Annotated in this window: 33 protein-coding genes and 2 tRNA genes; 10 read left to right on the top strand and 25 right to left on the bottom strand. The window is 34.0% G+C overall.

Going from position 1 to position 25,549, the window contains the following annotated elements; translation table 11 throughout:
- Positions 1-110 precede the first annotated feature (110 nt).
- Positions 111-950, bottom strand: a complete 840-nt coding sequence (locus AC3OCB_RS08210; RefSeq protein WP_498341883.1) for a hypothetical protein — start codon at positions 948-950, stop codon at positions 111-113.
- A gap of 114 nt (positions 951-1,064) precedes the next feature.
- Here AC3OCB_RS08210 and speD point away from each other — a divergent pair, with 114 nt between their 5' ends.
- The 6 genes from speD (at position 1,065) to glyA (ending at position 6,657) form a co-directional block, all read left to right on the top strand.
- Positions 1,065-1,451, top strand: coding sequence for an adenosylmethionine decarboxylase (gene speD / locus AC3OCB_RS08205; RefSeq protein ID WP_498341881.1), 387 nt, complete (start codon positions 1,065-1,067; stop codon positions 1,449-1,451).
- A 105-nt stretch (positions 1,452-1,556) separates the two neighbouring features.
- Entirely contained in the window at positions 1,557-2,603 is a 1,047-nt protein-coding gene (locus tag AC3OCB_RS08200; RefSeq protein ID WP_498341880.1) for a hydroxymethylglutaryl-CoA synthase, read from the top strand.
- A complete protein-coding gene (locus tag AC3OCB_RS08195) occupies positions 2,603-3,694 on the top strand; it encodes a thiolase family protein (RefSeq protein WP_498341879.1) in 1,092 nt (363 codons plus the stop codon). Before AC3OCB_RS08200 ends, AC3OCB_RS08195 begins: the two co-directional genes overlap by 1 nt.
- 5 nt (positions 3,695-3,699) lie before the next feature.
- Entirely contained in the window at positions 3,700-4,119 is a 420-nt protein-coding gene (locus AC3OCB_RS08190; RefSeq protein ID WP_498341877.1) for a Zn-ribbon domain-containing OB-fold protein, read from the top strand.
- Entirely contained in the window at positions 4,091-5,326 is a 1,236-nt protein-coding gene (hmgA, locus tag AC3OCB_RS08185) for a hydroxymethylglutaryl-CoA reductase (NADPH) (protein WP_498341876.1), read from the top strand. Before AC3OCB_RS08190 ends, hmgA begins: the two co-directional genes overlap by 29 nt.
- A gap of 26 nt (positions 5,327-5,352) precedes the next feature.
- A complete protein-coding gene (glyA, locus tag AC3OCB_RS08180; protein ID WP_498341875.1) occupies positions 5,353-6,657 on the top strand; it encodes a serine hydroxymethyltransferase in 1,305 nt (434 codons plus the stop codon).
- Here the strand turns inward: glyA and AC3OCB_RS08175 are convergent.
- The 4 genes from AC3OCB_RS08175 to AC3OCB_RS08160 are packed head-to-tail and all read right to left on the bottom strand — an operon-like array spanning position 6,650 to position 10,126.
- Positions 6,650-7,057: a universal stress protein gene (locus AC3OCB_RS08175; protein ID WP_498341874.1), complete on the bottom strand. Its 408-nt coding sequence runs from the start codon at positions 7,055-7,057 to the stop codon at positions 6,650-6,652. The genes glyA and AC3OCB_RS08175 overlap by 8 nt on opposite strands.
- Entirely contained in the window at positions 7,054-8,085 is a 1,032-nt protein-coding gene (locus tag AC3OCB_RS08170; protein WP_498341873.1) for a phosphorylating glyceraldehyde-3-phosphate dehydrogenase, read from the bottom strand. Before AC3OCB_RS08170 ends, AC3OCB_RS08175 begins: the two co-directional genes overlap by 4 nt.
- Complete coding sequence (locus tag AC3OCB_RS08165; RefSeq protein WP_498341872.1) at positions 8,072-9,319, bottom strand: phosphoglycerate kinase; 1,248 nt, start codon at positions 9,317-9,319, stop codon at positions 8,072-8,074. Before AC3OCB_RS08165 ends, AC3OCB_RS08170 begins: the two co-directional genes overlap by 14 nt.
- A gap of 51 nt (positions 9,320-9,370) precedes the next feature.
- Complete coding sequence (locus tag AC3OCB_RS08160; protein WP_498341871.1) at positions 9,371-10,126, bottom strand: hypothetical protein; 756 nt, start codon at positions 10,124-10,126, stop codon at positions 9,371-9,373.
- A gap of 67 nt (positions 10,127-10,193) precedes the next feature.
- On the opposite strand from AC3OCB_RS08160, the gene AC3OCB_RS08155 reads away from it, so the two are divergent.
- Positions 10,194-10,266 (top strand) — tRNA-Gln (locus tag AC3OCB_RS08155).
- Positions 10,267-10,337: 71 nt separating this feature from the next.
- On the opposite strand, the gene AC3OCB_RS08150 is transcribed toward AC3OCB_RS08155, so the two are convergent.
- The 18 genes from AC3OCB_RS08150 to AC3OCB_RS08065 form a co-directional block, all read right to left on the bottom strand.
- A complete protein-coding gene (locus AC3OCB_RS08150) occupies positions 10,338-10,691 on the bottom strand; it encodes a hypothetical protein (protein WP_498341870.1) in 354 nt (117 codons plus the stop codon).
- Between the two features lie 34 nt (positions 10,692-10,725).
- Positions 10,726-10,815 (bottom strand) — tRNA-Arg (locus AC3OCB_RS08145).
- A gap of 36 nt (positions 10,816-10,851) precedes the next feature.
- Positions 10,852-11,490, bottom strand: a complete 639-nt coding sequence (locus tag AC3OCB_RS08140) for a DUF434 domain-containing protein (protein ID WP_498341869.1) — start codon at positions 11,488-11,490, stop codon at positions 10,852-10,854.
- Positions 11,438-14,152 (bottom strand): alanine--tRNA ligase, encoded by a 2,715-nt coding sequence (gene alaS, locus AC3OCB_RS08135; RefSeq protein WP_498341867.1) that lies wholly within the window; start codon positions 14,150-14,152, stop codon positions 11,438-11,440. The genes AC3OCB_RS08140 and alaS overlap by 53 nt, the downstream gene beginning before the upstream one ends.
- 50 nt (positions 14,153-14,202) lie before the next feature.
- The gene (rpl12p, locus tag AC3OCB_RS08130; RefSeq protein WP_498341865.1) at positions 14,203-14,520 is read right to left on the bottom strand and encodes a 50S ribosomal protein P1; all 318 of its coding nucleotides are present in this window, start codon (positions 14,518-14,520) and stop codon (positions 14,203-14,205) included.
- Positions 14,521-14,558: 38 nt separating this feature from the next.
- Positions 14,559-15,575: a 50S ribosomal protein L10 gene (locus tag AC3OCB_RS08125; RefSeq protein ID WP_498341864.1), complete on the bottom strand. Its 1,017-nt coding sequence runs from the start codon at positions 15,573-15,575 to the stop codon at positions 14,559-14,561.
- A complete protein-coding gene (locus AC3OCB_RS08120) occupies positions 15,572-16,240 on the bottom strand; it encodes a 50S ribosomal protein L1 (RefSeq protein WP_498341863.1) in 669 nt (222 codons plus the stop codon). Before AC3OCB_RS08120 ends, AC3OCB_RS08125 begins: the two co-directional genes overlap by 4 nt.
- Complete coding sequence (locus AC3OCB_RS08115) at positions 16,237-16,749, bottom strand: 50S ribosomal protein L11 (RefSeq protein WP_498341862.1); 513 nt, start codon at positions 16,747-16,749, stop codon at positions 16,237-16,239. The genes AC3OCB_RS08120 and AC3OCB_RS08115 overlap by 4 nt, the downstream gene beginning before the upstream one ends.
- Positions 16,750-16,760: 11 nt before the next feature.
- Positions 16,761-17,219: a transcription elongation factor Spt5 gene (locus AC3OCB_RS08110; protein WP_498341860.1), complete on the bottom strand. Its 459-nt coding sequence runs from the start codon at positions 17,217-17,219 to the stop codon at positions 16,761-16,763.
- A gap of 10 nt (positions 17,220-17,229) precedes the next feature.
- Positions 17,230-17,409: a SecE/sec61-gamma family protein translocase subunit gene (locus AC3OCB_RS08105; RefSeq protein WP_498341859.1), complete on the bottom strand. Its 180-nt coding sequence runs from the start codon at positions 17,407-17,409 to the stop codon at positions 17,230-17,232.
- A gap of 288 nt (positions 17,410-17,697) precedes the next feature.
- Positions 17,698-18,846, bottom strand: coding sequence for a signal recognition particle-docking protein FtsY (gene ftsY, locus AC3OCB_RS08100; protein ID WP_498341979.1), 1,149 nt, complete (start codon positions 18,844-18,846; stop codon positions 17,698-17,700).
- Positions 18,843-19,298 (bottom strand): prefoldin subunit alpha, encoded by a 456-nt coding sequence (gene pfdA / locus AC3OCB_RS08095; RefSeq protein WP_498341858.1) that lies wholly within the window; start codon positions 19,296-19,298, stop codon positions 18,843-18,845. The genes ftsY and pfdA overlap by 4 nt, the downstream gene beginning before the upstream one ends.
- A 6-nt stretch (positions 19,299-19,304) precedes the next feature.
- A complete protein-coding gene (gene rpl18a / locus AC3OCB_RS08090) occupies positions 19,305-19,565 on the bottom strand; it encodes a 50S ribosomal protein L18Ae (protein WP_498341857.1) in 261 nt (86 codons plus the stop codon).
- A 1-nt stretch (position 19,566) separates the two neighbouring features.
- Positions 19,567-20,238: a translation initiation factor IF-6 gene (locus tag AC3OCB_RS08085; RefSeq protein ID WP_498341856.1), complete on the bottom strand. Its 672-nt coding sequence runs from the start codon at positions 20,236-20,238 to the stop codon at positions 19,567-19,569.
- Positions 20,235-20,501 carry a 50S ribosomal protein L31e gene (locus tag AC3OCB_RS08080; protein ID WP_498341855.1) on the bottom strand — a complete coding sequence of 89 codons (267 nt, stop codon included), beginning with the start codon at positions 20,499-20,501 and terminating at the stop codon, positions 20,235-20,237. The genes AC3OCB_RS08085 and AC3OCB_RS08080 overlap by 4 nt, the downstream gene beginning before the upstream one ends.
- A 4-nt stretch (positions 20,502-20,505) precedes the next feature.
- The gene (locus tag AC3OCB_RS08075; RefSeq protein WP_498341854.1) at positions 20,506-20,661 is read right to left on the bottom strand and encodes a 50S ribosomal protein L39e; all 156 of its coding nucleotides are present in this window, start codon (positions 20,659-20,661) and stop codon (positions 20,506-20,508) included.
- Complete coding sequence (locus AC3OCB_RS08070; protein WP_498341852.1) at positions 20,658-21,005, bottom strand: DNA-binding protein; 348 nt, start codon at positions 21,003-21,005, stop codon at positions 20,658-20,660. Before AC3OCB_RS08070 ends, AC3OCB_RS08075 begins: the two co-directional genes overlap by 4 nt.
- A 5-nt stretch (positions 21,006-21,010) precedes the next feature.
- A complete protein-coding gene (locus AC3OCB_RS08065) occupies positions 21,011-21,472 on the bottom strand; it encodes a 30S ribosomal protein S19e (protein WP_498341851.1) in 462 nt (153 codons plus the stop codon).
- Between the two features lie 71 nt (positions 21,473-21,543).
- Between AC3OCB_RS08065 and AC3OCB_RS08060 the strand changes: the two genes are divergently transcribed.
- Positions 21,544-22,713, top strand: coding sequence for a nicotinate phosphoribosyltransferase (locus AC3OCB_RS08060; RefSeq protein WP_498341850.1), 1,170 nt, complete (start codon positions 21,544-21,546; stop codon positions 22,711-22,713).
- Here AC3OCB_RS08060 and AC3OCB_RS08055 read toward each other — a convergent pair.
- Both AC3OCB_RS08055 and AC3OCB_RS08050 read right to left on the bottom strand, forming a co-directional pair.
- Positions 22,700-23,737, bottom strand: coding sequence for an AbrB/MazE/SpoVT family DNA-binding domain-containing protein (locus tag AC3OCB_RS08055; protein WP_498341849.1), 1,038 nt, complete (start codon positions 23,735-23,737; stop codon positions 22,700-22,702). The genes AC3OCB_RS08060 and AC3OCB_RS08055 overlap by 14 nt on opposite strands.
- A gap of 62 nt (positions 23,738-23,799) precedes the next feature.
- On the bottom strand, positions 23,800-24,801 hold the full coding sequence (locus tag AC3OCB_RS08050) for a DUF711 family protein (protein ID WP_498341848.1): 1,002 nt from the start codon (positions 24,799-24,801) through the stop codon (positions 23,800-23,802).
- A 55-nt stretch (positions 24,802-24,856) separates the two neighbouring features.
- Here AC3OCB_RS08050 and AC3OCB_RS08045 point away from each other — a divergent pair, with 55 nt between their 5' ends.
- A complete protein-coding gene (locus AC3OCB_RS08045; RefSeq protein WP_498341847.1) occupies positions 24,857-25,252 on the top strand; it encodes a DsrE family protein in 396 nt (131 codons plus the stop codon).
- Positions 25,249-25,470, top strand: coding sequence for a sulfurtransferase TusA family protein (locus AC3OCB_RS08040; RefSeq protein WP_498341846.1), 222 nt, complete (start codon positions 25,249-25,251; stop codon positions 25,468-25,470). The genes AC3OCB_RS08045 and AC3OCB_RS08040 overlap by 4 nt, the downstream gene beginning before the upstream one ends.
- The last annotated feature ends 79 nt before the right edge of the window (positions 25,471-25,549 follow it).

Below are 25,549 nucleotides of genomic sequence, written 5' to 3'. Positions count from 1 at the left end.
AAAGTTTAATTTGTGTGTTATCTTTTAATCACCCCCAAGATTACTTTAGCAAAAATGTTGGCTAGAGCAAAAATTATTATAAGGCAAAAAGAAATTTCATCTTCTATTAATTATAATTTTAGCTTAAATTCCACGTAATAAGTTGCAGTATTTCCACTGAATAGTATGTAGACATTTTCTGTATAATTAGAATTTTGTGAAAGTATTGGTGTTTCTCCTATTGGTATAAGGAGTTCATTGTACTGATAAGGTATTTGGATATTTTCATTATATACCGAAATGTTATTTACAAACACTTTTACGTTATAACTTCCGCTATTCATCTTAAGGTTGTATGGATAAAATATTGCATAAAATGATAATGCATAGGAATTGTTATTGAAGACTGTTATAGTATATGGTTGGACTATATATAAATATGGAGGTTTAGGATTACTTATTAACGTTAGATTTCCACCTAGGAAGTATTGTTGTGGCGGAATTTGTAAAGATGTAGCGCGTTGAGCTAAGGTATTAATTTCTTCTATTAATTGTATATTAGATGTGTTAGTATACTTGAAGTTATAGTACCCAGAAGCTTCAACATAAAAGTATTTAATATTAAAATCTGGCGGCAATGTATAGGATATTGTTATTACCTTTTTAGAGAATGGGCCTATATTAACTGAGGTTGTGTTTATATATTGTTTAGGAGTTTGGGTTAGTAATGAACTAGGGGAAGTACCATTTACTACACCTAATATGCTTGTCATAGTAGTACCCATTGGGAGGAATCCGTTATTTTTAACTACAAGATTTATTTTCACTATAAAGCTACCTGGGAGTTCATTAACAAATGTAACACTCTGTGCATAAGCTTGAATATCTATATGTGTATCTTCATAATAGAATAATACTCCCATAAGTATTAGTATTATGAAAACTGCTCCAAGGACAAAAATTCCTTTCATTGATCGGGTAATTCTTTACTATAGTATTTGAGTTTAATCGCAACGCATAATATAATAGATTACTTTATTAGTCATGTATTATAAATCCATATCCGGAGGGCCTTAGGAAAAGAGATGAGCTCTCAACTCGTTTCTCAAGTAAATACAGATAGGATAATAGGAAAACATGTTTTCGGCAACCTGTACGATATAGATCCTAAGATTTTAAACGATAAAGATTTTTTGCATAGTGTAGTTCTAGAAGCAGTAAAAATAGCAAATATGACATTAGTAGAAAGCAAATCTTGGAGTTTTGGTGGGAAAAAAGGTGGTGTTTCAGTAATAGCACTAGTAGAGGAAAGCCATATAGCACTACATACGTGGAGTGAATATAATTATGCTACTCTAGATGTTTATACTTGCGGTGAAAATAGTAATCCTCAAGCAGCATTTGAATATATAGTGTCTCAGCTGAAACCAAAACGGTATCAGATGTTCTTCGCAGATAGAAGCTCAGAGTAGGATATATGTTTCCTCTTAATGATAAAGTTTTTTTCGACAAATGTCTATGGCCTCATAGACAAATGTAGAAACTCTTTTTATTTAAAAACTATCCACATAACTCCAATGAGTGCTGGAATAGTTGGTTGGGGAGCATATGTTCCTCATTATAGGATCAATGTTATGGAAATAGCTAAGTTATGGGGATATGATGAAGGTATTGTTAAGAGCTTAGGTCTAACAGAAAAAGCGGTTCCTTCGTTCGATGAAGATTCGACAACAATGGCTTGGGAAGCTTCAAGAAATGCACTAATTAGGGCTAGGATTAACCCATCTGAGATAAAGGCTGTGTTGTTCGGCTCTGAATCTAAAGTTTATGCAGTAAAGCCAACATCAACTATAATTATTGATTCTTTAGGTATTTCAAATGAAACTTTAAGTGCTGACCTTGAATTTGCATGCAGGGCAGCTTCAGTAGGATTAAGATTGCTTGCAGGTATGGTTGAATCAAATAAGATAAAATACGGTTTAGTAATCGGCAGCGATGTAGCTCAGTCAAACCCCGGTGATATACTTGAATTATCATCAGCAGCAGCCTCTGTAGCATATGTAGTTGGTCCTGCAAGTGAATCGTCAGCGATAATAGAATATTCAACCTCATACACCACTGACACGCCAGATTTTTGGAGAAGGGATGGGATGCCGTATCCTTTACATGGAGAATCTTTTACTGGTGAGCCAGCGTATTTTGCCCATATAATTTCTGCAGTTCAACTTCTTTTAAGAGAGGGTGGATACAATATTTCTGATTTTGATTACTTTGTGTTTCATCAGCCTAACGGAAAGTTTCCTGTTCAAGTAGCTAAGAAACTTGGTGTTCCATTAGAGAAAGTTAAAGACGGGTTAGTGTCACCGTACGTGGGCAATCCTTATAATGCCTCTGCCTTGTTGGGATTGGCAAAGGTTCTAGATATAGCTAAACCAGGACAAAGAATTTTGGTAGCTCCATTTGGTAGTGGAGCCGGTAGTGACGCGTTTAGTATAACGGTTACTGATAAGATTGAAGAGAGACAGAAACTTGCACCAAAAGTTGATGAGTACATCCTTAATAAGAAAGTTGTTCCCTATTCTTATTACGCTAAAACAACTAACAAATTTAAGGTGTATGAGTAATGGTATCTGTAGCTGAAGTTTCTTCAATTAAAGTTGATAGATATTATGAATATTCTGAAAAAGACTTGGTAATAGAAGCATATAAGCAACTAGAAACAAAAGTAAAAGAGAGAGTCAAACCAGACGTAGTTATAGTTTCTAGCGGATATATAGAGAGTATAGGAAAATCAAATCTTTCCGCGGTTAAGCTCTCCAATTCTCTAGGATTTAGAGGCACAAAAACTTTTAGAGTTGAGAATGGAGATAACGGAGGAGCATCTGTCTATACAGCATATTCTCTAATAAAATCGGGTTTAGCTAAGTCTGTACTTTTAATAGGGATAGATAAGTTCTCTGATCTTAACTCTAAACAAATTAATGACTTCACTGCATCTAATTTGCTTCATGACTATGAGTACCATTTGGGTTTAACATTACATTCACATGCCGCAATACTTGCAAAGATGTATATGAAGCAGTATAACGTTCCTTACGAATATTTTGCCAATTGGCCTATTAAAATGCACGAATATGCAGTAGAAAATCCAAATGCATATTTAAGGTTTAAAGCTGATTTAAAAACAGTTGTTTCTTCTCAATTAGTAGCGGAACCATTAAGATTATTTGATGTTGCAGCAAGAGGGGATGGTGCATCTATTGTTCTACTTACTGAAGATAGCTTGGCAAAGAAATACACAGATACCCCAGTTACCTTAGATAAAATATCTGGATCTTCTTTTGGCTACTCCTATGAATTGTCTTTACCATCAATAAGATTGGCAATGAAGGAGTTGGATCACAAAATTGATGAGAAAAATATAGTGGAGATACATGATTCCTATAGCATAATTGCGGCTTTAGAATTAGAAGAATTAGGCTTGGGAGAGAGAGGAAAATCGTTAGAACAACTAGATTCTTTTCAAATAAACTATAGTGGTGGTTTAAAAGCGAGAGGATATGTAGGCGGTGCAACTGCAATATATCAGCTTTCTGAAATTGTAATGCAATTAAGAGGAGAATTCAAAGGTAAAAGGGCTGTAGGTGAAAAAGGTATAGTTGTTTCCACAGATGATTTAGCAAATTCATCTTATGTGATTAGTTTAATGAGGTGAATGAAATGAGAATAAGTCCTCCTAGGAATTGGAGATTGAAAGAAGAGCTATATAATATAACTTTGGGCAAATGCCAAGAATGTGGTAATATAATCTATCCCTATCAGTCAATATGTAGCTCTTGTGGCTCAAGTAGAGTTGAGAAGATAGTTTCGAGGGGACACGGTAAACTACTAGCGTATACAATATCATATCAAGCCAGGGAAGGATATGAAAAAGCTATGCCAATGCCTATAGGATTAATTGAACTTGACGAGGGTATAAAGATTTTAGCACCATTAACTGATGCTGAAAATATTAAAGAAGGTGATGAGGTAGAAGCTGTACTAAGAAGAATTACTGCAGATTCCACTAATGGTTTAATACAATACGGTATTAAGTTTAGAGTGATAGATAATGCAAAATACGATAGACGAGATAGTTGAGAAGGTTATTAAAGGTGAAATAGATCTCCATGAAATAGATAATTTTTTAGAAGCTAATGCTGCTATGGTGGCTAGAAGACTAGCCTTAGAAAAGATTACTAACTCTAAACTTCCTTCTATAGGTTCTACAATTATAGATTATGAAGAGATAAAAAACAAGAATGCTGAGAACGTTATTGGAGGAATTCAAGTTCCACTAGGTATTATTGGTCCTCTTAAAATAAATGGGGATTATGCTAAAGGCGATTTTTACGTACCATTAGCTACTACTGAAGGAGCCCTAATAGCTAGTGTAAACAGAGGCGCAAAAGCTATAACTAAGAGTGGAGGCGCAAAAGTAAAGATTATTTTTGATGGGATGGCTAGAGCTCCGGTATTCAAATTAAGTAGTATTGAAGATGTAGCAGAGTTCCTTCAATGGATTAAAAATAATTTTCAACGCATTAAAGAGGTAACTGAATCAACAACTTCTCATGGTAGGTTGATGAATGTCGAGCCATATGTTTTAGGCAATAATGTATGGTTGAGGTTTGTGTATGAAACTGGAGACGCCATGGGTATGAATATGGCTACAATAGCTACTGAAAAGGCATGTGAGCTCATTGAAAAAGAATTCGGAAAAGCTGAGTGTGTAGCAGTGAGCGGGAATATGTGTAGTGATAAAAAACAGTCTCAAGTAAACTCTTTACATGGAAGAGGTAAAACTGTTGTAGCAGAAGTACTTATACCACAAGATATAGTTAAGTCCGTATTAAAGTCAGATGTAAATTTAATTCATGAGGTTAACTTGAGGAAGAACTGGCTAGGTGGAGCTAGAGCAGGTACAATATTTCAGTTTAATGCACATTTTGCAAATGTTGTTGCTGCAATATTTATTGCTACTGGGCAAGATGTAGCTCAAGTCGTAGAAAGTAGCTCTGGGTACACATGGACGGAAGTGAGGGACAATAGCTTATACCTTTCGGTTACGTTAACATCGCTTGAAGTAGGAACAGTAGGTGGAGGAACAAGACTTCCTACTCAAAAGGAAGCTCTTTCTATAATGGGGGTTGCTGGACCTGGAAATCCACCCGGAAGTAATGCGAAAAAGTTTGCAGAAATTATAGCAGCAACTGTGCTTTCAGGTGAGCTAAACCTACTGGCGGCTTTAGCGAATAAGGAACTTGGCAAAGCCCATATGAGATTAGGAAGAGGAGTCAAAGTTTAAAAGCTATGGGGTTTTATCTTAATCACATGGCTCAGATTCCTAAAGAGCTTGAACAAATAATAGAGCTTACAAGGCAACAAAATAAGTGGAGAAGAACAGAAGTAATTAATTTAATTGCATCTGAAAATGTAATGAGCCCATTAGCAGAATCAGTTTATATGAGCGACTTTATGTCTAGATACGCGGAAGGTAAACCATTCAAAAGATTTTATCAAGGTACAAAATATGTAGATGAAGTAGAGACATTGGCTATGAAGTTAATGAATGAGATTACAAACACAAAGTTCTGTGATTTAAGGCCTATAGCTGGGACTATTGCAAATGCAGCTGTCTTTAGAGTTTTAGCAAACCCGGGGGAAAAAGCTCTCATCGCGCCAGTGCAAGCTGGAGCACATGTAAGTCATACGAAATTTGGTACTTTAGGTGCACTTGGCATTGAGCATATAGAGTTACCATACGACGCTGATAAAATGAATGTAGATGTTGATAAGGCAATAAAAATGATAGAGGAAATAAAACCTAAATTTATTGTGCTTGGTGGAAGTTTATATTTATTCCCTCATCCCGTAAAAGAATTAGCCCCTCATGCTCATGCTGTTGGGGCTAAGGTAGTTTATGATGCAGCCCACGTTTATGGTTTGATAGCTGGTAAGGCTTGGCATAATCCATTAGAAGAAGGAGCGGACATAATGACTTCCTCTACTCATAAAACTTTCCCAGGACCACAGGGTGGTGCCGTATTTTCGAACGAAGATGAAGTATTTAAAAAAGTCTGGGATACTATATTTCCGTGGTTTGTAAGCAATCATCATTTACATAGACTGCCTGCTACTGGAGTTACTGCTTTAGAGATGAAATATTTTGGTGAAGACTATGCCAAACAGATAACTAAAAATGCTAAGGCTTTAGCTGAAGCATTAGTAAGTGAAGGATTCAAAGTTATTGGAGAACATTTAGGTTATACTCAAAGTCATCAAGTAGTTCTTGATGTAAGAAACTTAGGTGGTGGTGCCAAGATTGCCAAGTTATTTGAAGATGCTAATATAATAACTAATAAGAATTTATTACCTTATGATCCTCCAGAGGCGGTAAAAGACCCAAGTGGAATAAGACTAGGCGTACAAGAAATGACAAGATTTGGCATGAAAGAAGGAGAGATGAAAGAAGTTGCTAAGCTTATGAGAGAAGTAGCAATAGATAATAAAGATCCCGCAGAAGTTAAGAAAAAAGTCATAGAATTTAGAAAGAACTTCCTAGAGGTTAAGTATACTTTTGAAGGAGTAGACCTCTCTAAATACTCTAATGGAAAAGTACTACCATTACTTATCTAACAAGTATTACTGTTGTTGGAGCATTAGCAGATACTGAAAGTGCCACTGATCCAATGTTTATATCGCTTGTAATTGATAAACCTCTAGCGCCTAAAATTACTGCGTCATAAGCATTTTCTGAAAGGAACTTTAATATTTCATTACTAACACTGCTTTCTTTATTTGAATATCTAAGGATCTTCAGCTCATAATCAACTCTTCCTTTGACTCTTTTTTCTACGAGATTTTTAATTTCATTTTCATTACAATCTTCACAAACATGAAGTATTGATATTTGTGATCCATATCTCATTGCAAAATCTATTGCTAATTCTAATGCTCTAAAACTATTTTCCGATCCATCAATTGGTACTAGTATTTTTCTCAACCAATAGCTTACAGTATACGTTGGCTCTGTCAAATCAAATACCCCCTCATTATTCCAAGTGTTTCATTTGTAATTTTTATTGAGTCTTCCTTACTCATAAGTTGTAATGATGCTCTTATCGCGTCAATATTTTCTGGTACGACTATAGACTCTTGATGTACACCATACATTAGAAACACCTCATTACCATTTGTGTATATCGAATCTTCAAAAACTACTACTTCTGGTATATCATATCTATTTCTTCCCATATCTCTTGAGACTTCCACGATTTCTGCGGTCGACGTCACTGAGGTACGAGAAGAGTTAACTAGAACAATTCTAGGTGTATTTAGCAGAGTATCTATGATAACATCTTTTGTGATTTTATCTTTGACTGTTAACACCATAGTGTGTAAGTGCATTAATGTTGTTGGGGCTATTACTGCCATAGTTACTATATCAATTCCTTTTATTACAGTAAGAACATCTTTGGCATGATGACTGGGCACGCTTGCAGGATCTGGAACTATTGAGTTTATAGGGCCTTTCTTTACCTCTTTTGGATCTGCAGCCCTTCTTACTATTGTGGCTCTTACTTTTTCTACCTTACTAATTTTATTCATAGTACAAATCATTCTCAACATTCCGGTAGTGTTGCAAGATACTACTCTTATGTATTTTTTACCTTTTGCTTCATCATAGTTGCATAGAGCCGAAAATGATATTTCTCCTATATCCGCTTTTTCTCCTCCCTGAAATAATGCATTTTTGTTTAGACTTTGATATAATGGCTTATATGTAGCACCAATACCGTTTGGTGTAGTATCCACTACTATATCGGCTTCTTTTACCATATCTTCTACTGTTCCAGCGACTTTAATCCCTACTTTCTGAAACTTCTCAACACTGTCTTTCAAAGTGTAAACGTTAATCCCTCTTCTACTTGCAATTATAGCTTCATAATTTGGTGAAGTCTTTGCTACTCCTATCAGCTCCATATCTGGTTGTAATCTTATCGCATCTGCTACTCTTTTTCCTATCGTCCCATAACCATTTAATGCAACTTTAACTTTTTCCACTATTCATCACCCATGACATATGTAAAGCTTCCAACGCTGGTAATCTATCGCCAGCCAAAAATAAAAGTAATGCCCCACCACCTGTTGAAATATGAACCTTACTAGGATTGATTTCTATTTCTTTCTCCACCATGCTTATCATATGCCCTCCACCAATTATCACGAAGCCATTGCTTTCGAAGGCTGCTTTTAATAATGTTTTTGTCCCTTTTCTAAATCTCTCATCTTCAATTATACCCATAGGTCCTCTTAGGGTAATTACTTTAGCTTCTTTTATGAATGAAGAATATATCTCAGTGGTTGTATTTCCAATATCTTTTATTACCCCACTCACATTATTTTCGGGCTCATCTGCTAGTTCTCCATTTTGTTTTTCAACTGTAAAATCTACTGGTATTTCTACTGGTGCGCCAGATAGTAAGATTTTCCTAGCTCTAGGAACTAGGCTTAACAATCCTTTGCTTTCTAGCACCTGCATGTTAATTTTTCCAAGGTTAATCCCTTTAGCCACAGCAAACAATTCTGCTACTAATCCTCCAGTTAGTATTCTATCAGCAACTCTGTTTTTTGATAAATGTTCAATAATTTTTAGAGTATCGTTTACTTTACTTCCTCCAAGGACAAAAATTTTAGGGGATTCTTCTTTGTTAAAAATCTTTGATAAAGCTGAAACCTCTCTTTCCATTATTTTACCTGCTGCTGATGGCCTAGCTAGTGGAAAACCTACTAGACTTGGTTGACTTCTATGTGCTGTGGCAAAAGCATCATTGACATAAAAATCTACTAGCGGTGCTAGTTTTTTAACCAGAAATGTTCTTGTTTGTTGTTGTGGTGGAGCTTCGATAAGTTCTTCTGAAACTATTCTAACATTTTCTAGAAGAATTGCTTCTCCTTTTCCTAGAGTTTGTATTTTTTCCCTAGCATAGGGTCCTATAACATCATCTACAAATTGTATTTCTTTACCAACGTATTTAGAAAGGATTTTCGAATGTTCTTCCAATGATATGAAATCATCGTCACCCGGTCTTCCTTGATGAGAAATTATTACAACTGAGTTCCCTCGATCTAGCAATTCTCTTACAGTTTCTGCGTGAGCTTTAATCCTAGAATCATCTAATAACCTTCCAGTTTTTCTATCTACTGGAGAATTTATATCAATTCTTAATAAAACTCTTTTATTGTTAATGTCGAAATCTTCTATTACGGGAATATTAAGATCGGAGACTTTTATCATAATCTCGAAATAAAGATTTGAATAAGAGTATATAAATAAGTAAGCTCGAATTTAGCAAATAATATTTGAGGCTATGATATTTCCCCATAATAAAGGTATTAAATATTTGGTTCTAAATTTTGGAACGGTCACTTGAATTTCAACATTCCTTGGAGACGTAGTTCTCAAAGTTACGTTTGGTTCTTCAATAGAGAAATAAGAAAAGGTCTCTTTTAGTATATCTGTGTCTGTATTCTTGTTTACTCTACATTGATAGATTGATTCAAAGCTTCCGTTATTGAGACTTATAGAGGCAGAAGAACACGAGGTATTTAGTGTTCTTTCAGCCATTTTTACAAATAAATCTTTCATTGTATACGGGATCTCATATCCGTACACCCCTTTGGGTGGTAAAAGCATTTTAACTTGCTCTTCTTCGCTTTTTTGAGGCTTCTTTAAAAGTAAATCTGTTGAAAAGAAAAGAAATGTGACATTACAAACTCTTAATCTACTTAATCTTAGTTCACCTAGCGTAAGGTAATTTGAGATAGAACTTCTAAACGCATTTGAAAAATCTAATTCGGTAATATGATCCTGTAAGCTTATCATCCCCTTGGTAGAGAATAAACCTTTAATTTTTTCATCCTCTACGTAATAAAGAAGATTAAGATTCCAATTTTTTATTTTTAATTTTCTCATTGTCTTTTCTACCATTGATTTAATTAAAGAAGCATTAGGATTACGCCTAATGATCAACCATTCTCCGAAATCATCACTGACGCTGAAGGAATTATTATCATCTTTTCTCTTAAAAAACTTCATTATCAAAACAATCTAACCTCTTATATTTTTTTGATGAGTAAGATTTAAAGGTTCATAATAATAATTTATTGTTAGCCGGGTCGTCTAGCGGTCAAGGATCGAGGGCTTTGGCCCCTCGGACCAGGGTTCGAGTCCCTGCCCGGCTACCTTTTTCCCTCTAATAAAATGTATATAAAACCACGTTTCCTTGTCGAATAAATAGAACATTTATATATACTCATATATAAGTATGAAGTTTTACATCGCTTCTAGGTTTTAATGCTTCCACTATTAAAACGTTGTTATTACTTATTCTTCTTATTAGATCATGTATTAGAACTTTAATTTTACGTATTCGTGCTTCTTTGAGCTCTAATAATACATTTTTTAATTCATCTAATGTCTCCGCTCTTACGACGTAATAAATTTCATCATCTTCTCGTATAGCTCTTATTTCTTTTTCTATTTCCGAGCCTATTTTAATCAAGACTTCATCATCTTTATCTTTTATTAATTGTAAAATTTTATTTGCTGCATCTATTACTCTATCTTCATTTAAATCATGTATTATATCAAATATCTCGTTTAACACAATAAGATATCGATTTGAAATCTTAAATATATAGCGGACCCGCCGGGATTCGAACCCGGGACCACCGGCTGTCTCTCTACCGGCCTAGGAGGCCGGCGCTCTGTCCTGGCTGAGCTACGGGTCCATACTAGCATACAAATCTTATTTCTAGTTTTTATGTTTAACTAGGGGGCATTTTATTAATTTTTATGTTACTAATTTCAATTATATCTCTTAAGATATCATATATTTTTTCAGCTTTACTTAGGATAACAAAGTCATTGCTTGCTATCACTTCTCTTTCAGCTAGTAACATCTTATCTGTTTTGCTCACTAATTTTACTTTTATCCCCTTTTCTCTCAATTTTTTAGCTAGTTCTCCACTTTTGCTTATTTGAGAATCAAGGAAAATGACGAAATCTTTACCTACATAATTTAAATACTCGGCAATTAGAATTAGTGCATCAAAAATTTCTGGGTCATTTTTTCTTTTTCCCAGTCCTAAATCCCTATAGAATCCATCGTCACAAAGAAAAATTTCATCTTCATAAATTAAGGAAAGTAGTGTAATCCCTATGTTATATCCATCAACTAAAATTCTCTTGGAATTAGAATCTATTTTATTTTTTACTTGTCTTATTTCTTCATCAGAATGTGTACATCTATAAAGAAGCAATCTCTCTTTTTTGTTAAGGTTATATTTAGCTGTCACTAGATCTAATGAGGGCTTTCTGTTATAACCTCTGTTAAGTAGATATTTATAGTCCTCATAAGCCATTAACAACCGTTGATTTAATGATATCGACAATTTTATCCTCACTTATACCTATAGTCATGCTTCCAAATGTGCCTTTACCTCCTCCTTTACCTCCTTCTTTTCTGAGATTTTCTATTATCTTATTCACACTAAGATCCTTAGATGTTGCTATTTCTACTACATGCACATCCTTTTTCTTTATAATATTTATAACAATGGTTTTTTCTTTTAGTGTAAGTTTTTTCATTAGTTCCTTACTCAGTTCTTCATCAACAATACTTGTAGTAAATAGAGTTATTCCGTTTATGGTTTCTTTTTTACTTATTTCTTCTATTTTTTCTTCAATAAATTTCCTATAATAAGCTAATAGTTCATCCTTTTTCTTATCCTCTTCAATAAATCTTCTTAACCTTACCTCTATTTGCTCCGGAGAAGTAGATAATTGTGCTGAAATATCTTTAAGTTTCTCTTCTTCTTGTCTAGCATATTGAGCAACTACATCACCTGCTACATACTCAAGTCTTATTACACCATCTTGTATCTTCTCTACGTTAATTATTTTTAACGCTCCTATTTCTGAAGTATTTGTTAAGTGTGTTCCACCACACCCTTCAATATCCCAGTCTTTTATTTCGATTAATCTAACATCCGCTCCTTCTGGTACACCACCGGCATATATTGATACTCCAAACTTACTTTCTGCTTCTGTTCTGTTTATTATAAGTGGTCTAACAGGTCTTCTATCATTTATTACGTAATTAGCTAAGTCTTCTATTTTCTTAATCTCTTCGTCAGTTAGAGTTTTATAATGTGTTATATCTAATCTCCCTTTTTGCGGTGTTTTTTCTGCGCCTGCTTGCCATACATGGTCTCCCAAGACTTTCTTAGCTGCGGAAAGAATTACGTGAGTTACGGTATGATGTTTCATTATTCTATATCTTCTTTGCCAATCTATTTCTCCATTTACTTCGTCTCCTTCTTTTAACAATGGTTCTCTATCTAGAATATGCACAACAACTTCTTTTGTTTTTTGCGTGTCTAACACTTGATAAATATTTCCTTTAGAGTCTCTAATTGTTCCAGTATCCCCAATTTGTCCTCCTCCTTCTGGGTAAAATGTCGTTTGATCTAGTATTAGGTAGTTTTTGTATACAGCTATTACTTTTGCTATAAAACTGCGTCTATATTGATCTTCATAATATAGCTTTTTAGTAGGTGGCAGTTTAGAGGCCATTTCTATTATATCACTTGGCAACTTTTCTTTCTTATTTTCTTTTATTGGTGAACTTTGATGTCTTTTTGCTACTAGTGCATAAAAATTATAGGGCACGGAAGCCACTATATTAGGGTTTTTCTTTCTTATTTCTTCTATTAATAAATCAGGAGGAACTCCATTAGAATCATAAAGTTTAACTAGATCCTCTTCAGTTATTTCCTTCTTTTTAGCTAAAGATGTAGCTATGGATGATATTTTTGATAAGGTATCATTAAATCTTTCTTGTTCAACGTTTACTACATCAAGTATGTAATCTTTGTTCCTTAATAACTGTGGAAAATCTTCTTTCCAATAATTGATTTGGTCAAGTACTAATTCATATAATTTTATATCACTGCCTAATAGTTTAAGAACTCTAAGTGCTCTTCTGATAAGTAATCTACCTAGATATCCTTCACCAGAATTTGATGGTACTAGACCGTCAGCAAGCATTAATGCAATTGTTTTTGTGTGATCTAAGACTTGGAAAACTCTAGCTGCTCTAGTTAACTCTTGTTCTACATAGTTAAGGCTAAGTCTCATTTTTTTAGCAACTTCCTCCCTGTGTCTCCTTATAGTGTCAGGTTTATCCGGATCTATTCTACCTGCTAGTATAGCAGCAGTTTTAAGCATTTCATCATCTACTTGTGGTACTCCTATCTTGTTAAAGAATGTGTAAACTAAGTTTCCATAGATGGCGTGAAATGATGTAGGCGTTTTTTGGGTAAACCATGCTATTCTTTCAACACCATATCCAGTATCTACTATTTTTAGTTTTAAAGGCACATAGTTTCCATTTTTTATCTCATATTGCATAAATACTAGAGTAGCTAACTCTAATCCTCCTACCGTTACTTCAAAGGATGGTCCTGCATTTCCTCCTCCTTCCCACCAAGATTCCTTATAGTTTAATTGATCCTCAGGGATTCCTATTTCTTGTGTGAAGAATTCTTTTGATAATTCTACAGTTTCATCTTTCCAGTAAATGTATTTATCAGGGTAATTAAATGCATGATGAGCTGCCATTTCAAACGAAGTTAAATGTCTTCCGAACGTTATTCCTACATTATCTACATCTTCTAGTCTAATACAAGGTTGTGAGATTGCTAGAGGGTTAGCAGGTGGTGGTACTATACCATTCGTTACAAATGGTTGAAAATCCACTATGCTGGCGATTGTTAAGTATAAATCTTCTCTCCATCTTGCTAAAACTGGTTTGGGTGGAATTATCGTGTGGCCTTTTCTTTCAAAGAATTTAAGGAATTTTTGTCTGGCTTCTCTAACTGTAAGTGGTGGACTTTTTATGTTAAGATCAAAGAAGTAATAGTCTGTACAAGGTATATCAGCACAAACAGTCCTTTCTTTATCTTTGGTCCAAAATGGAGTTTTACATACCTCACATATTTTTCTATTATAATTATTATCCAAAAAGAATTTCAGTCTGTACTCATTTTCATTTAATTGAGTCATAATCTAAATAGATAAGAAGAAGATTAAAAGAGTTTATGTTAAAAAAGTTTTTATCCGAATAGTGAAGCGAGTCCTCCACCGATTTCTTCTTCGCTTGGTCCTTTCTTTTCTTCCTCTTCCTTCTTCTCTTCTTTCTTTTCTCCTTGTTGTGCTGGTGCTTGTGCTGGTGCCGCAGCTACTGCTACTGGCATTGCTGTCGCATTCTTTAATACTTCGTCGATGTTTACTTCTTTTAAGGCAGCAACTACAGCTTTCAGCCTAACCTCGTCTACTGATATTCCCGCTGCTGTTAGTACATTTTTTAGATTATCTTCATTTATTTCTTTTTTAGCGGAATGTAGTAATAAACTTGCGTAGATGTATTCCATATTTATCACACATTAACAGTTATAACTAATATATAAACTCATCCTCCAAATAATGAGGAGAGTCCTCCACCGATTTCTTCTTCGCTTGGTCCTTTCTTTTCTTCCTCTTCCTTCTTCTCTTCTTTCTTTTCTCCCGTTTTTTCTTGAGTTGTTGATTGAGCCTGTGGCATCTGAATTCCTAAATCTACTTTCCCGCTTAAGGCGGCAGCCAAAGCATATGCCTTGGATAATGCTCTTGAGAATACCGCTTGTGCTGTATCTGGTGTTATGAAGCCAATTTCTGATGCTAAAGCTAACGCGCTTCTTGCAGCCTTTTCTGCAGTTACCTTCAACACTTCTGGTTCTGGGTATGCAATTTCGACTGCTACTCCAAATGCTGATTGATATGCTCTTGCTATATCATTTTTGTAATCATCAAGATTAATCTGTAATTGTTCACCAGGTATCACTATTCCATTATCATACGCCATTTTTATATTAAGTTTAATATTAACTGGCATTATTCCGAGTTTTTGCAAAATTGGAATTGCATCATCTGGTATAGGATCACCTGGTTTTGCAATAGTGGTATCTTGTGCTACATAGATTTTGCCTTCTTGCACTCTAGTTTTTACCTTAAGTTTTCCAAAGACGCTTAACATTGGTCCAGCCGGTATCCCTGTATCGCCAGCTGGTATTACAACTTCCTCGTCAGCTTTATCTCCAGGTAAAGCATACCTCTTTAATTTAAATTTAGATAAGAATAATTGTATCTCAAACGGATTTTTATTGGTGAAAATATAAGCATTGGGTCCAGTGAGGTAAGGTTCAAATTTTGATATATCAAGCCCAGATTCTTTTACAGCTATTTCAAATAGTGTGTTTTTAGTTACTTTTATTTCTGCGGAACTTCTTAGTTTTTTTCTTATATCATGTAGCTTATCAGCTGGGAAACTTTCTATGTTAGCTATAATAATTGTGTGATATTCTCTTAATTTTTTCTTTAGATCCTCTACTTCTTCAATTTTCCATTTTGCTATTTTTCTTTCTTGGGTAACAACTGCCATTTTTATCACTTCTTTAAGTTTACTTTAACTACTTTACCCATAGTAGTTTTTACATATATAGCTCTTAAGTTTGCTTCAACTTTTGCTTTATTCTCGACTGTATTTAGTACTGCATTAGCGTTTTCTGCTAAGTCTTCTGGTTTCATGTTTTCGGTTCCTATGAATACTTGAATGTGAGGCTGGTCTTTTGTCTTTACAATGGTTGACCTCTTAAATCTCAATACATATTCTGTTATATCTGCTGCTGTAGGTAATGGTGTTGGAAATTTTCCTCTAGGACCTAGTGCAGGTCCTAATATTCTTCCAGCTAATGCCATTGAATCTTGAGATACCAAGAACCAATCGTTTTGTCTTGCTAATTTCTTGATCTGTCTTTTTTGTCCTTGAAGTTTTTGTAATTCTTCTTTAGTTATGACTACATTAGGTTCAGCTTTTTTAGCAGATTCTATCTGTTGAAATGCTGGTATAACTAAGACTTTTCGTGGTTTAGCAGGTTCTTTTGGTAATGGAACTATTTCTCTTAGTTTGAGTTCTCCTTTTTTCATATCAATTCCTTTAAAAGTAAGTATAATTTCTACGCTTTGTGTAAAGTTTCTTTTCGGGTTATTTTCTGGGCTAAGCGCTACCCTAATTGCTTCTGTTAAACTTTCTTTATCGGCTAACATAATTTTCACCCTTCTACTTCATTCCATTTTTGTTCATAATTAACTAATAAGCTATCATATTTTCCTTCGTCTACTTCTTTTACTAAATCTTTGGGACTCTTCTTTTCAATAGTTAGTCCAATTGAGTACGCAGTGCCTAAGATTGATTTTACTGCAGCTTTTAATGTTTTAGCTGTCATTTGTGGCTTTTTCATAATCGCAACTTGTATCACATCTTCAAATTTTATGTTTCCAACTTTCTTATGTGCTGGATCTCCAGAAGGTTCATTTGTGTTTGCGAATTTCAACAATAAAGAAGTTGTAGTGGGAATTCCGACTTTTATTTCATATTTCTTTGTATCGGTATCTACTTCGAGTGTCACTGGTACTGACATTCCTTTAAATTGAGAAGTAGCATCATTCATTTTCTTTACAACTTCTCCAACATTTAAGCCTAATTGAGATAAAGTAGGAGCTAATGGTGGCCCTGGCTTTACATTTCCTCCTTCTACAACTATTTTAATTGACTTTGTAGGCATTTATTTTTCACCTATTTTTTAACTGGTTTGACTTGATCTACTGGAACTGTAACTTGTAAAGGGAAAGAGGATTCCAAAATATTTAAAACTACTTCACTCTTTCCTAGATCAATTCTAACTACTTGAGCTTGCATTCCTCTGAATGGTCCAGAGGTAACTTCCACTATATCACCTGGTTTATAGCTAGGTGCAATTGTGGTTTTAGAGATGAACTTAATGACATCTTCTTTTTGAACTAATCCATGTGTAAAACCTCTAACATGCCTTATTCCAGTTGCAACAAGTTTTACTACGTGAGGTCCAGAAGCCTCCATTATAATATATCCTTTGACGTTGGGTGGAACTATAATAGAATATATCTCTTTTATATTGTTCAGTTTTATTCTTTCTTCTAACATAAGAGCTACATTTACTTCTTGGCCTCCAGTTACTTTAACAGCGTAGTAGTTACTGAATTTAGGCTTTTCCATTTTCATTACCCTAATGTAACAATAAAGCAACAGTTAATTGAATAATATAAGCTATTATCCCTATCACGCCCATAACAAGTAGTGTGAGCTTAATACTCTGATACAAAGTGCTTTTTTCCGGTTTTTTCGCAACTGAAATAATTCTTCTCCAATCTTCTCTTAAGTTTCTCAATCTTTGTGGAGTACTCATACAGTATAATAAAAATAGCGTAAAGTTATTAACTTTAACTACTAAAAAGCATTTCCCAGACACGTTATCCCTAGCTATTCTTAGGCATTTTGAATTCGGTTGTCTAGGTTAACCCCAGATATGGTATCGTTAGTTTCAACCTCATGGAGCTCAGTCGAGGCTAATGTCATGAGCCTCTTATTTGTGTGTTTTAGCTGTTAACCCCTTCCTAAGCACATTGTGAATCATTGGAGAATTCCACTTAACTTTAAGGATAATCATAACCTTGGAAGAATATATGGCTTTACGCTATGAAGGGAACAGCCTCTTCACAAACCATTCTGCATCAAACGGTACAAGATTATCGTATTCTTGGCCCATTCCTAAATATATTACTGGTTTATTAAGCTCATAAGCTAATGATAGAATTACGCCACCTTTAGCATCAGCATCTACCTTTGTTAAAATCACAGCGTCATATCCTACATTATCTTCAAAATATTTTGCTTGTTGCAACGCATCGTTACCTGCAAGAGAGTCTAAAACTAGGATTCGTAAATCCGGTTTAGCTATCTTTACTATTCTTTTTAATTCAGCAACTAAATCTTGGTCTACGTGCATTCTTCCAGCAGTATCTATAAGTACTACATCGATGTTTCTGTTTTTTGCTGCGTTAATCGCATCAAATGCTACAGCTGCTGGGTCTCCTCCATATTTTCCTCTTACCAGAGGGACTTCTAATTTGTTTGCATGATACGCTAGTTGTTCTTGTGCAGCAGCTCTAAAAGTATCAGAAGCTGAAATTATACAACTAAGGTTATTTTTCTTTAGCATATATGCTACTTTTGCTATAGTTGTTGTTTTTCCTACTCCATTAACTCCAAAAAATACTATTACATATGGTTTTTTATTTTTCCTTTTTATCTCTTCTATGAGATCTATTTTCTGATTTTTTGTAAGTATCTCTTCTATTGATTTTTTTATAGACTCTAACACTAGTTTCTCTAGGTCTTCGCTTCTCTCTACTTTCTTTCCTACTAGGTTATTTTTTAGGTCATCTAATATTTTTTCAGTAACTTCGTATGATACATCAGCTTCTAATAACTGATATCTCAATTCCTCGAGTATATCAGTAATGTCTTTTTCCTTTATTGTCTTGAATCTTATCGCATCAAAAAATGAAAACCTAGATTTTTTGCCTTCTTTTTGTTGTACTTCTTCCTTAAGTTCTAATTTTTCTTGGGGGTGCTGTTCTTCAGCTTTTTGATCCGTTATAGTTTGAGGAGAAGGCTGAGTAGATTGCTGTGATAATTCTTTTTCCCCCTCAGTTTTAACTTGTGTAGTGGTTTGAGGTGAAGAAGTTTGTTGCTCTTCAGAATTTTTCTGAGTCTCTTCTTTTCCACTTATTTTATCTAATAAATTAGAAAATGCTTTCTTTAGCTTATCAAAACAAATTATCCACCTTTAGGCTGAGAACCTTGTGCTTGTAATTGTTGTTGTGCTTGGTTTAAGAGCTCTGCAATCTCATTATATGCCTCTAGGGATTTAGTCAATTCTTTCTGAACATTATTAAGAATACTGCTAAATTCCGCTTTCTTATCATTAAGAACTTTTTCAGCAAATGAAGGATCCACTTCTGCGTAATATTCTAAGCCTAAGTGAACTAACACTTTTGCTTTTTCTATGCCTTGAAGTTTGAAAATAATATTGCCTTTTTTATCTCCTACCATGAGTAATTCTTGTGAATTCTGAAGTTCTTTAAGAGCTTGAATAGAGGAATCTACAGACATAACATTATCTTGAAGTTCTGTATATGTCTTCTGTAGGTAGTCAATATATTTTTTTAGCGCATCTGCTTGCGCTAAAAGATCTTCAATCGATACTACTACCTTTTGATTTTCATTACTCATAGTGTCTCACATTACTATTTTTTCGAGCTTTGCTAAATCTCTTACTGTCTTGTCTTGGGCTTGTTCTGGCGATATTTCCTTAATCTCCTCAATTTTTATATTATATCTTCTTATCTTATTTTTACTACCTAAATAAGAATAGAGATATTCTATTGCTTGTTTTTCATTGACTGCTCTTACATATTTTATTACCTTTTGCTTTATGGGATAGTGTGATGCATTGAATGTAGCTACTGCTCTTACAAGGTAAGTTTTTACTTCACTCATCTCAATCACTAAATGCTCTTTGTATTCTTAAAATCTCTGGTCCTGTTGTTGATGCACCTACTAGAACTCCATTGTCATTTGCCACTAGTCCGCTATGAACAAAAGCACTACCAAAATTTACTGTCCCAGCATCTATTTTCACTCTAAATAAATTACTTAGTCTTTGTATTTCTTCTTCTGTAGTATCTATATGTATTAAACCAGCTTTATTGGTTATAACGCCTACAGACCCAACAGTAATGATATTAGCTATTGTTCCTTTTTCTATATTATCTATTCCTAATGCTTCTTTAATTTTTTTGAACTCAACGTTAGTAAGTTCTGGATAGACTAGTGCTCCGTATGAGTTAGCCAATATTATGTTTCCTAAAGCCGTTGGTTTTATATCTAGTACTTCCATTCTTACATCTTTAGCTATTTCTTTTATTTTCTTTATTTCATCTTCTTCTGTATTTTTAGGCAGTAATATTACTTCGTTATTACCTGAAACCAGTATACCTATAAGGAAACTCTTAGCTACAGTAACTTGGATTATTTCTGTTTTCAAAATCTCTTGAATCTTATTAATTGTGTCATTATCTATATTTTTAGGTACAATAGTATATTTGTCATTTGTAAAAAGATAAATTCCTATATTATCCGTCCCAAAAACAGTTAACTTATCTATGATCATTCACTCTTTAATGCAAGTCTAACTAAATATGTTTTTTCTCCTACCTTTTTGACAGCCACTCTTACTTTTCTTACTATTTTATCTCTGCCATTATATGTTATACTTTTTGCTAATATAGGATCAAGTATAACTTTTTCTGCTCCAAAATGTCTCTTTACTACATCTTTTATTAGCTTAATAGCTCTTTTAGTTCTAGTAGTTTTTCTACCCATTATTACTCTCTTGAAATTTATTACCATTTCGAAATTATCCTTCTCTTTCATAAGCTTACACCTCTAGGTCGTTTCTTCTCCAATCTCTCCTGTGGAAGTTATATCTAAATTTACCGTTAGTTTTAATTATTACCCACGCTGGTACTGGCGAATTACTTTTTAGAGCTTTTGCCATCCTTAATTTTCTTCCTAAAGGTTTATTTTTACTCATTTCCATCCCCTTTCCTTAATTGTAATCTTATAATCTTTTCTCGTTTGATTTGTTAATTGTTCAAGGATTGTTTTTAGTTCCTCATCTGTTAAAGGTGCTTGAATTCTGCCAGATTGTGCTAATGCTATAAGTTGGTTTTCTATAGCTTCTGCTAGCTCTGGTTTTACAAGTTTCACATTAGCTAATCTTTGTCTAGCTTCTGGTGTCAGAATTACTCTGAGTATGGATTCTTTCTGAGCTTCTATCTCTGCTTTCCTTTGTTGTTCTTCAAGAGCTCTTCTTTGTTGTTCTAAAGCTTTTTTCCTAAGTAATTGATCTAATTCGGCATCATACTCGTCACTCATTTAACTCACCCTATATATTTTTTCAATTCTGGTTTTTTCTCCGCCAACTCTTTAAACATTTCGTATGATAATTTATCTAAAAGTGATCTTCCATTTTGGGACAATACTCTACCTTTTCTTGTCCTTACAACTAGTCCAGCTTTCTCTAACTGTTGTAATATAAGTCTATTAGCATGGCCAGGTGCTTTTACCGTTCTTGGTGGTTTAGCCCCCCTTCTTTTAAGTCCACTATACAACTTTCTTGTTTCTCCAGTTCCTAGAGGAGCCAAGAAGTAAAGCTTTCTCAATAATGAGGCTGCTCTTACATACCACCAAATTTCTGGATTATCTGGAACTCTCTCATTAAAACTTGCTGTTTTGGTTATATAAGACCATTCTGGTGGCTGTATTTCTTTTACATTTTCTTTTAAGTACTGTGCTACTCTAGGTATGAAAACGTCTGCTGGAACCATCTTTGGGGTTATCATAAATTTTCACCTATTACATCATCTATCTAAGGTTTAAAATTTAACTTGTCTTTCTAATTATTGGGGCAGGTATGAAATTTTACATTGCGTCAGAAAATGATATTTTATCGGGCAAGGTAACAGACATATATTTCGAAAGAGCAGAACAAACTTTGAGACATTTAGGACTTACTAACGTTAAAGTAAGAATGGAAGTACATTCATATGGTTTACCAGAAGGTTATAAATGGGCAATATTTGCTGGATTAGAAGAAGTTCTTAAGTTGCTCGAGGGGAAGCCTGTAGATGTGTATGCTTTACCGGAAGGCACATTATTTAAAGAAATAGAACCCGTGATGATAATAGAAGGAAATTACTTGGATTTTGGGGTGTATGAAACTGCCTTCCTCGGAATACTAAGGCATTATTCTAGCATAGCGACAAAGGCAGCTAGAATAAAATCTTTGGCCATGGATAAGTCTGTTTTATTTTTTGGTTTAAGAGCTCTACATCCAGCTATTGGTCCTATGGCAGATAGAGCTGCATATATAGGGGGATGTGATGGTATCTCTGGGGCTTTTGATAGAGAAATTTTTGGGATAGAGCCATCCGGAACAATGCCACATGCATTAATGCTCGTAGTAGGTGATAATGTAAAAGCATGGAAAGCATTTGATGAAGCAATGCCATTAAACGTCCCTAGAATAATATTGTCAGATACGTTTGAGGATGAAAGAACTGAAGCGTTAAAGGCTGCTGAGGCATTGAAGGAAAGGATATACGGTATCAGATTAGATACTCCTTCAAGCAGAAGAGGCAATTTTAGGAAGATTATTCAAGAAGTTAGATGGACATTAAATATACATGGTCATAATAATGTAAAAATTATAGTGAGTGGGGGCCTTGATGAAGACGATATAATAAATCTAAGAGATATTGTGGATGGCTTTGGAGTTGGAACTAGTATAGCTTTTCCACCTAGCGTTGATTTTAGTGCTGATATTGTAGAAAAATATATGGATGGAAAATGGATCCCATTCACTAAAAGAGGTAAGTGGCCCGGTGCTAAACAAGTTTATAGATGTGGAAATTCTCCAGATTCAGACATAATCACTTTGTTTGATGAGAAGCCCCCCGCAAATGATTGTAAGCCTCTACTCGTCAAATACATAGAAAACGGGAGAATAATAAGGGATTTGCCGTCGGTAAAAGAAATAAGAAATTATGTTATAGACCAATTAAAGAAAATTACTCCACAGTGATCTCTTTTGTATTTTCTAGGCTTCTATTGAATGCTATTTCTACTATAGGTTCCATTCTCCTTATAGCATTATATAATCTCAAATTTACACTTCTTACTATAATACCAAATTTATAGTTATCTATTGAATCTTTTTCTGTGGCTTCAGCGATTAATATTCTTCTTAAAGTTCTTAATTCTTCCATGGCCTCATTTATTATCTTTATATCTTCTTTGTTAAGTACTTTTATTGTATGGTCGATTATTACAGTAGACTGCTCTATCAAATCATTAAAACGATTCCAATATGTTTTTAATTCTTCTAGATCTTGTGGAGGTAATGCAAGTAAATCATTTGAGGCCTCACTAATTTCGTCTGCTGCTTCCTCTATTGCTTTTATTAATATCCTATTACCTATCAGTTGAATTCTTTTGACTCCTATCATATATGCTAAGCTTCTATTTGATTGCGAGAGAATTAATTGCCTTAAAGCTAAGTAATACAGCCTATCTATTTCCCTTTCTAATTCAACTGTTTCTTGTAAAAATGTTCTGCTACCTTCCTTTATTCCTAAACTAAGATAATGCAGCATTTGCTTTAGGTTATTTACTAGTCTGTTAAGTAAGCTATTCATAGTGTATTTGGTAGGATCCAAAAATGATTGGATTTGAATACTGTCCACATTCTGTGCTGTTATTTCAAATCCTATAAGACTCCTTACTGAGTCTTTTATCTTCCTAAGCAGATCTTCACTAAACATTTTCTCCTTGCTTTCAATTTCTATTTTATCAAATCCTAATATATAAAGACCATAAACTATCCTAGTAATTATTTCTGGCATTACTAGGTTTGAAATAACCACTTTTATTTCTCTTGGTGAACCTTGCAATTTCATATTAGGAGGATATATTTTAAGGCTTCCATCTTCATCTGTTTCAAGGTACACACTCTCCCCAGCGTTTAGACCTACTTCTTTTACCCATTCTGCTGGTAGTGAAACCATTAAGGTTGATTTTCCAAATTTTTGAACTCTACGTACCTCCATTTTTATCACTATGCTATGTGTTATATACATTTCAAAGTTTATAAAAGTAGTTTAAATGTGTATCAGACAATTTTAATCTCGGGGATTTTGCCATAACCATTAATAAATATATATTCTGAACCAGTAGACGGAATAATTCGTATACCATATGGTCTTCTTTTATTAAACTGTATAGCTATACTATCTAGCAATATTTTAGAATATAGATCCCTATCTCTAGATATTGCAACCATATCTAGTCCAGCTACACATGCAAAAGTTAATTGCTGTAAATGTGGTAGCTTAAGGCTTCCTTCTTCTACCCTTTTTATGAGTAATGAGTCTTCTGCTATCGGTAACATAGTTTCTGAAAAACCTATTGGAGTAATTTTTTGTTTCCACGCTTCACTGAAAATTTCTTTATTCAACTCTAGCACAGTGTATGTATTCCCCGGAGAGAATAATTTACCGCTCTTTTTTTCTATTATTTCAGCGACACTTTCATTCATCCAAGGTGATAAGGAAATATCTATTCCTAAGTATCTTAAATTTAGTAATTTAGAGAATTTTACCCCTAGTTGGTTTGCTTCGGCAAAACTTTTGCTAACTTTCCCTTCTAAATAATCATTTGTATACAAAAGAGATATTGCAAAAGAGTCGAATACCGTATTTGCCGAGCCTACTGGAAAATATGGTGTCAATAAGAAATCATCATATATCAAAATTGCTACTCTAGTGGAAAGTTCTGGATCTAGTGAATATATAAAATCTGATAGATTTTTTACATCTTCAGTCCTCTTTAGCAGAATAGATGCATATATATTATTATTAGTCTTTAATATATCTGGGATTTCTCTAATTCTTTGATCATTAGATTTAACGTGGATTAATGAAAAGATGATATCATTGTTTTTAGGTATTAAATCACTCAATTTATCAAATGATACATTAGCAGGAGTAGGAGGAAAAGCTATTCTTTTTGTCCATATTTTTTCATCTTTTATACTTTCAAGTTCATTTACATATTTTTCTATCTTGTCTTTCTCTAGATCTGTTACAAAAATAGTTAGTGCTCTTATTTTCATGTATTCGATTAGTATTGACAAATATTTTATTTTTACTTTCTCAATACTATCTTATATGCAAAAGCTTGTCATACTCGTTTCTAATAATAGTCTCGATGTAATGTATCATGCTCTTACTTTAGGACTTTCAGCTAGAGCACTAGGTTGGACTGTTAAGGTCTTTGTTATATCACAAGCTGTAGGGCTTTTTATTAGAGGAAGTAAAAAGAAATTTTCGATGCCATTTTTTGCAAGGCTTTTCTTAAATTGGCAAATGAAAAGATTAAAGATTACAGACGCAGATAAGATGCTTGCTGAGGCCCTCAAAGAAAACGTGGAATTTTATGTAGATGAAGCAGGGCTAAAAATAATTGGGGCTAGTAAGGAGGATTTAATTGATGGTGTAAAACTGTCGGGAAGTATAACTTTTCTTACTGAAGCTAGAGAAGCAGATGTGGTGATTTCTTTATGATTATCGATTCAGACGAAGTATGTCCAGTAGTTCTAGTTCAAGTACTGAGAGCATTTAGGGATTCTAAAGAAGGAGAAGAAATAATTGTAAAAACTAAATGGGAGGCCGCAGTTCAAGAACTTAAGAAATGGTGTGATGAGACCGGGAATGAGTATTTAGGTTGGGGAAAAGAAGGGAATAAATTTGTTATAAAAATGAGAGTTTCAAAGAAAAAATAATGCTTTTAAGTTATTATATAGTTAAAATAAATTGGCGGTCAATATTGTGTCATCAAAGGAACTCCACGTTTTTGATAAT

The organism is Sulfurisphaera sp. (genome assembly GCF_059755235.1).
Note: the sequence above shows the minus strand (reverse complement) of the source record. Positions and strands in the feature narration are given on the sequence as shown.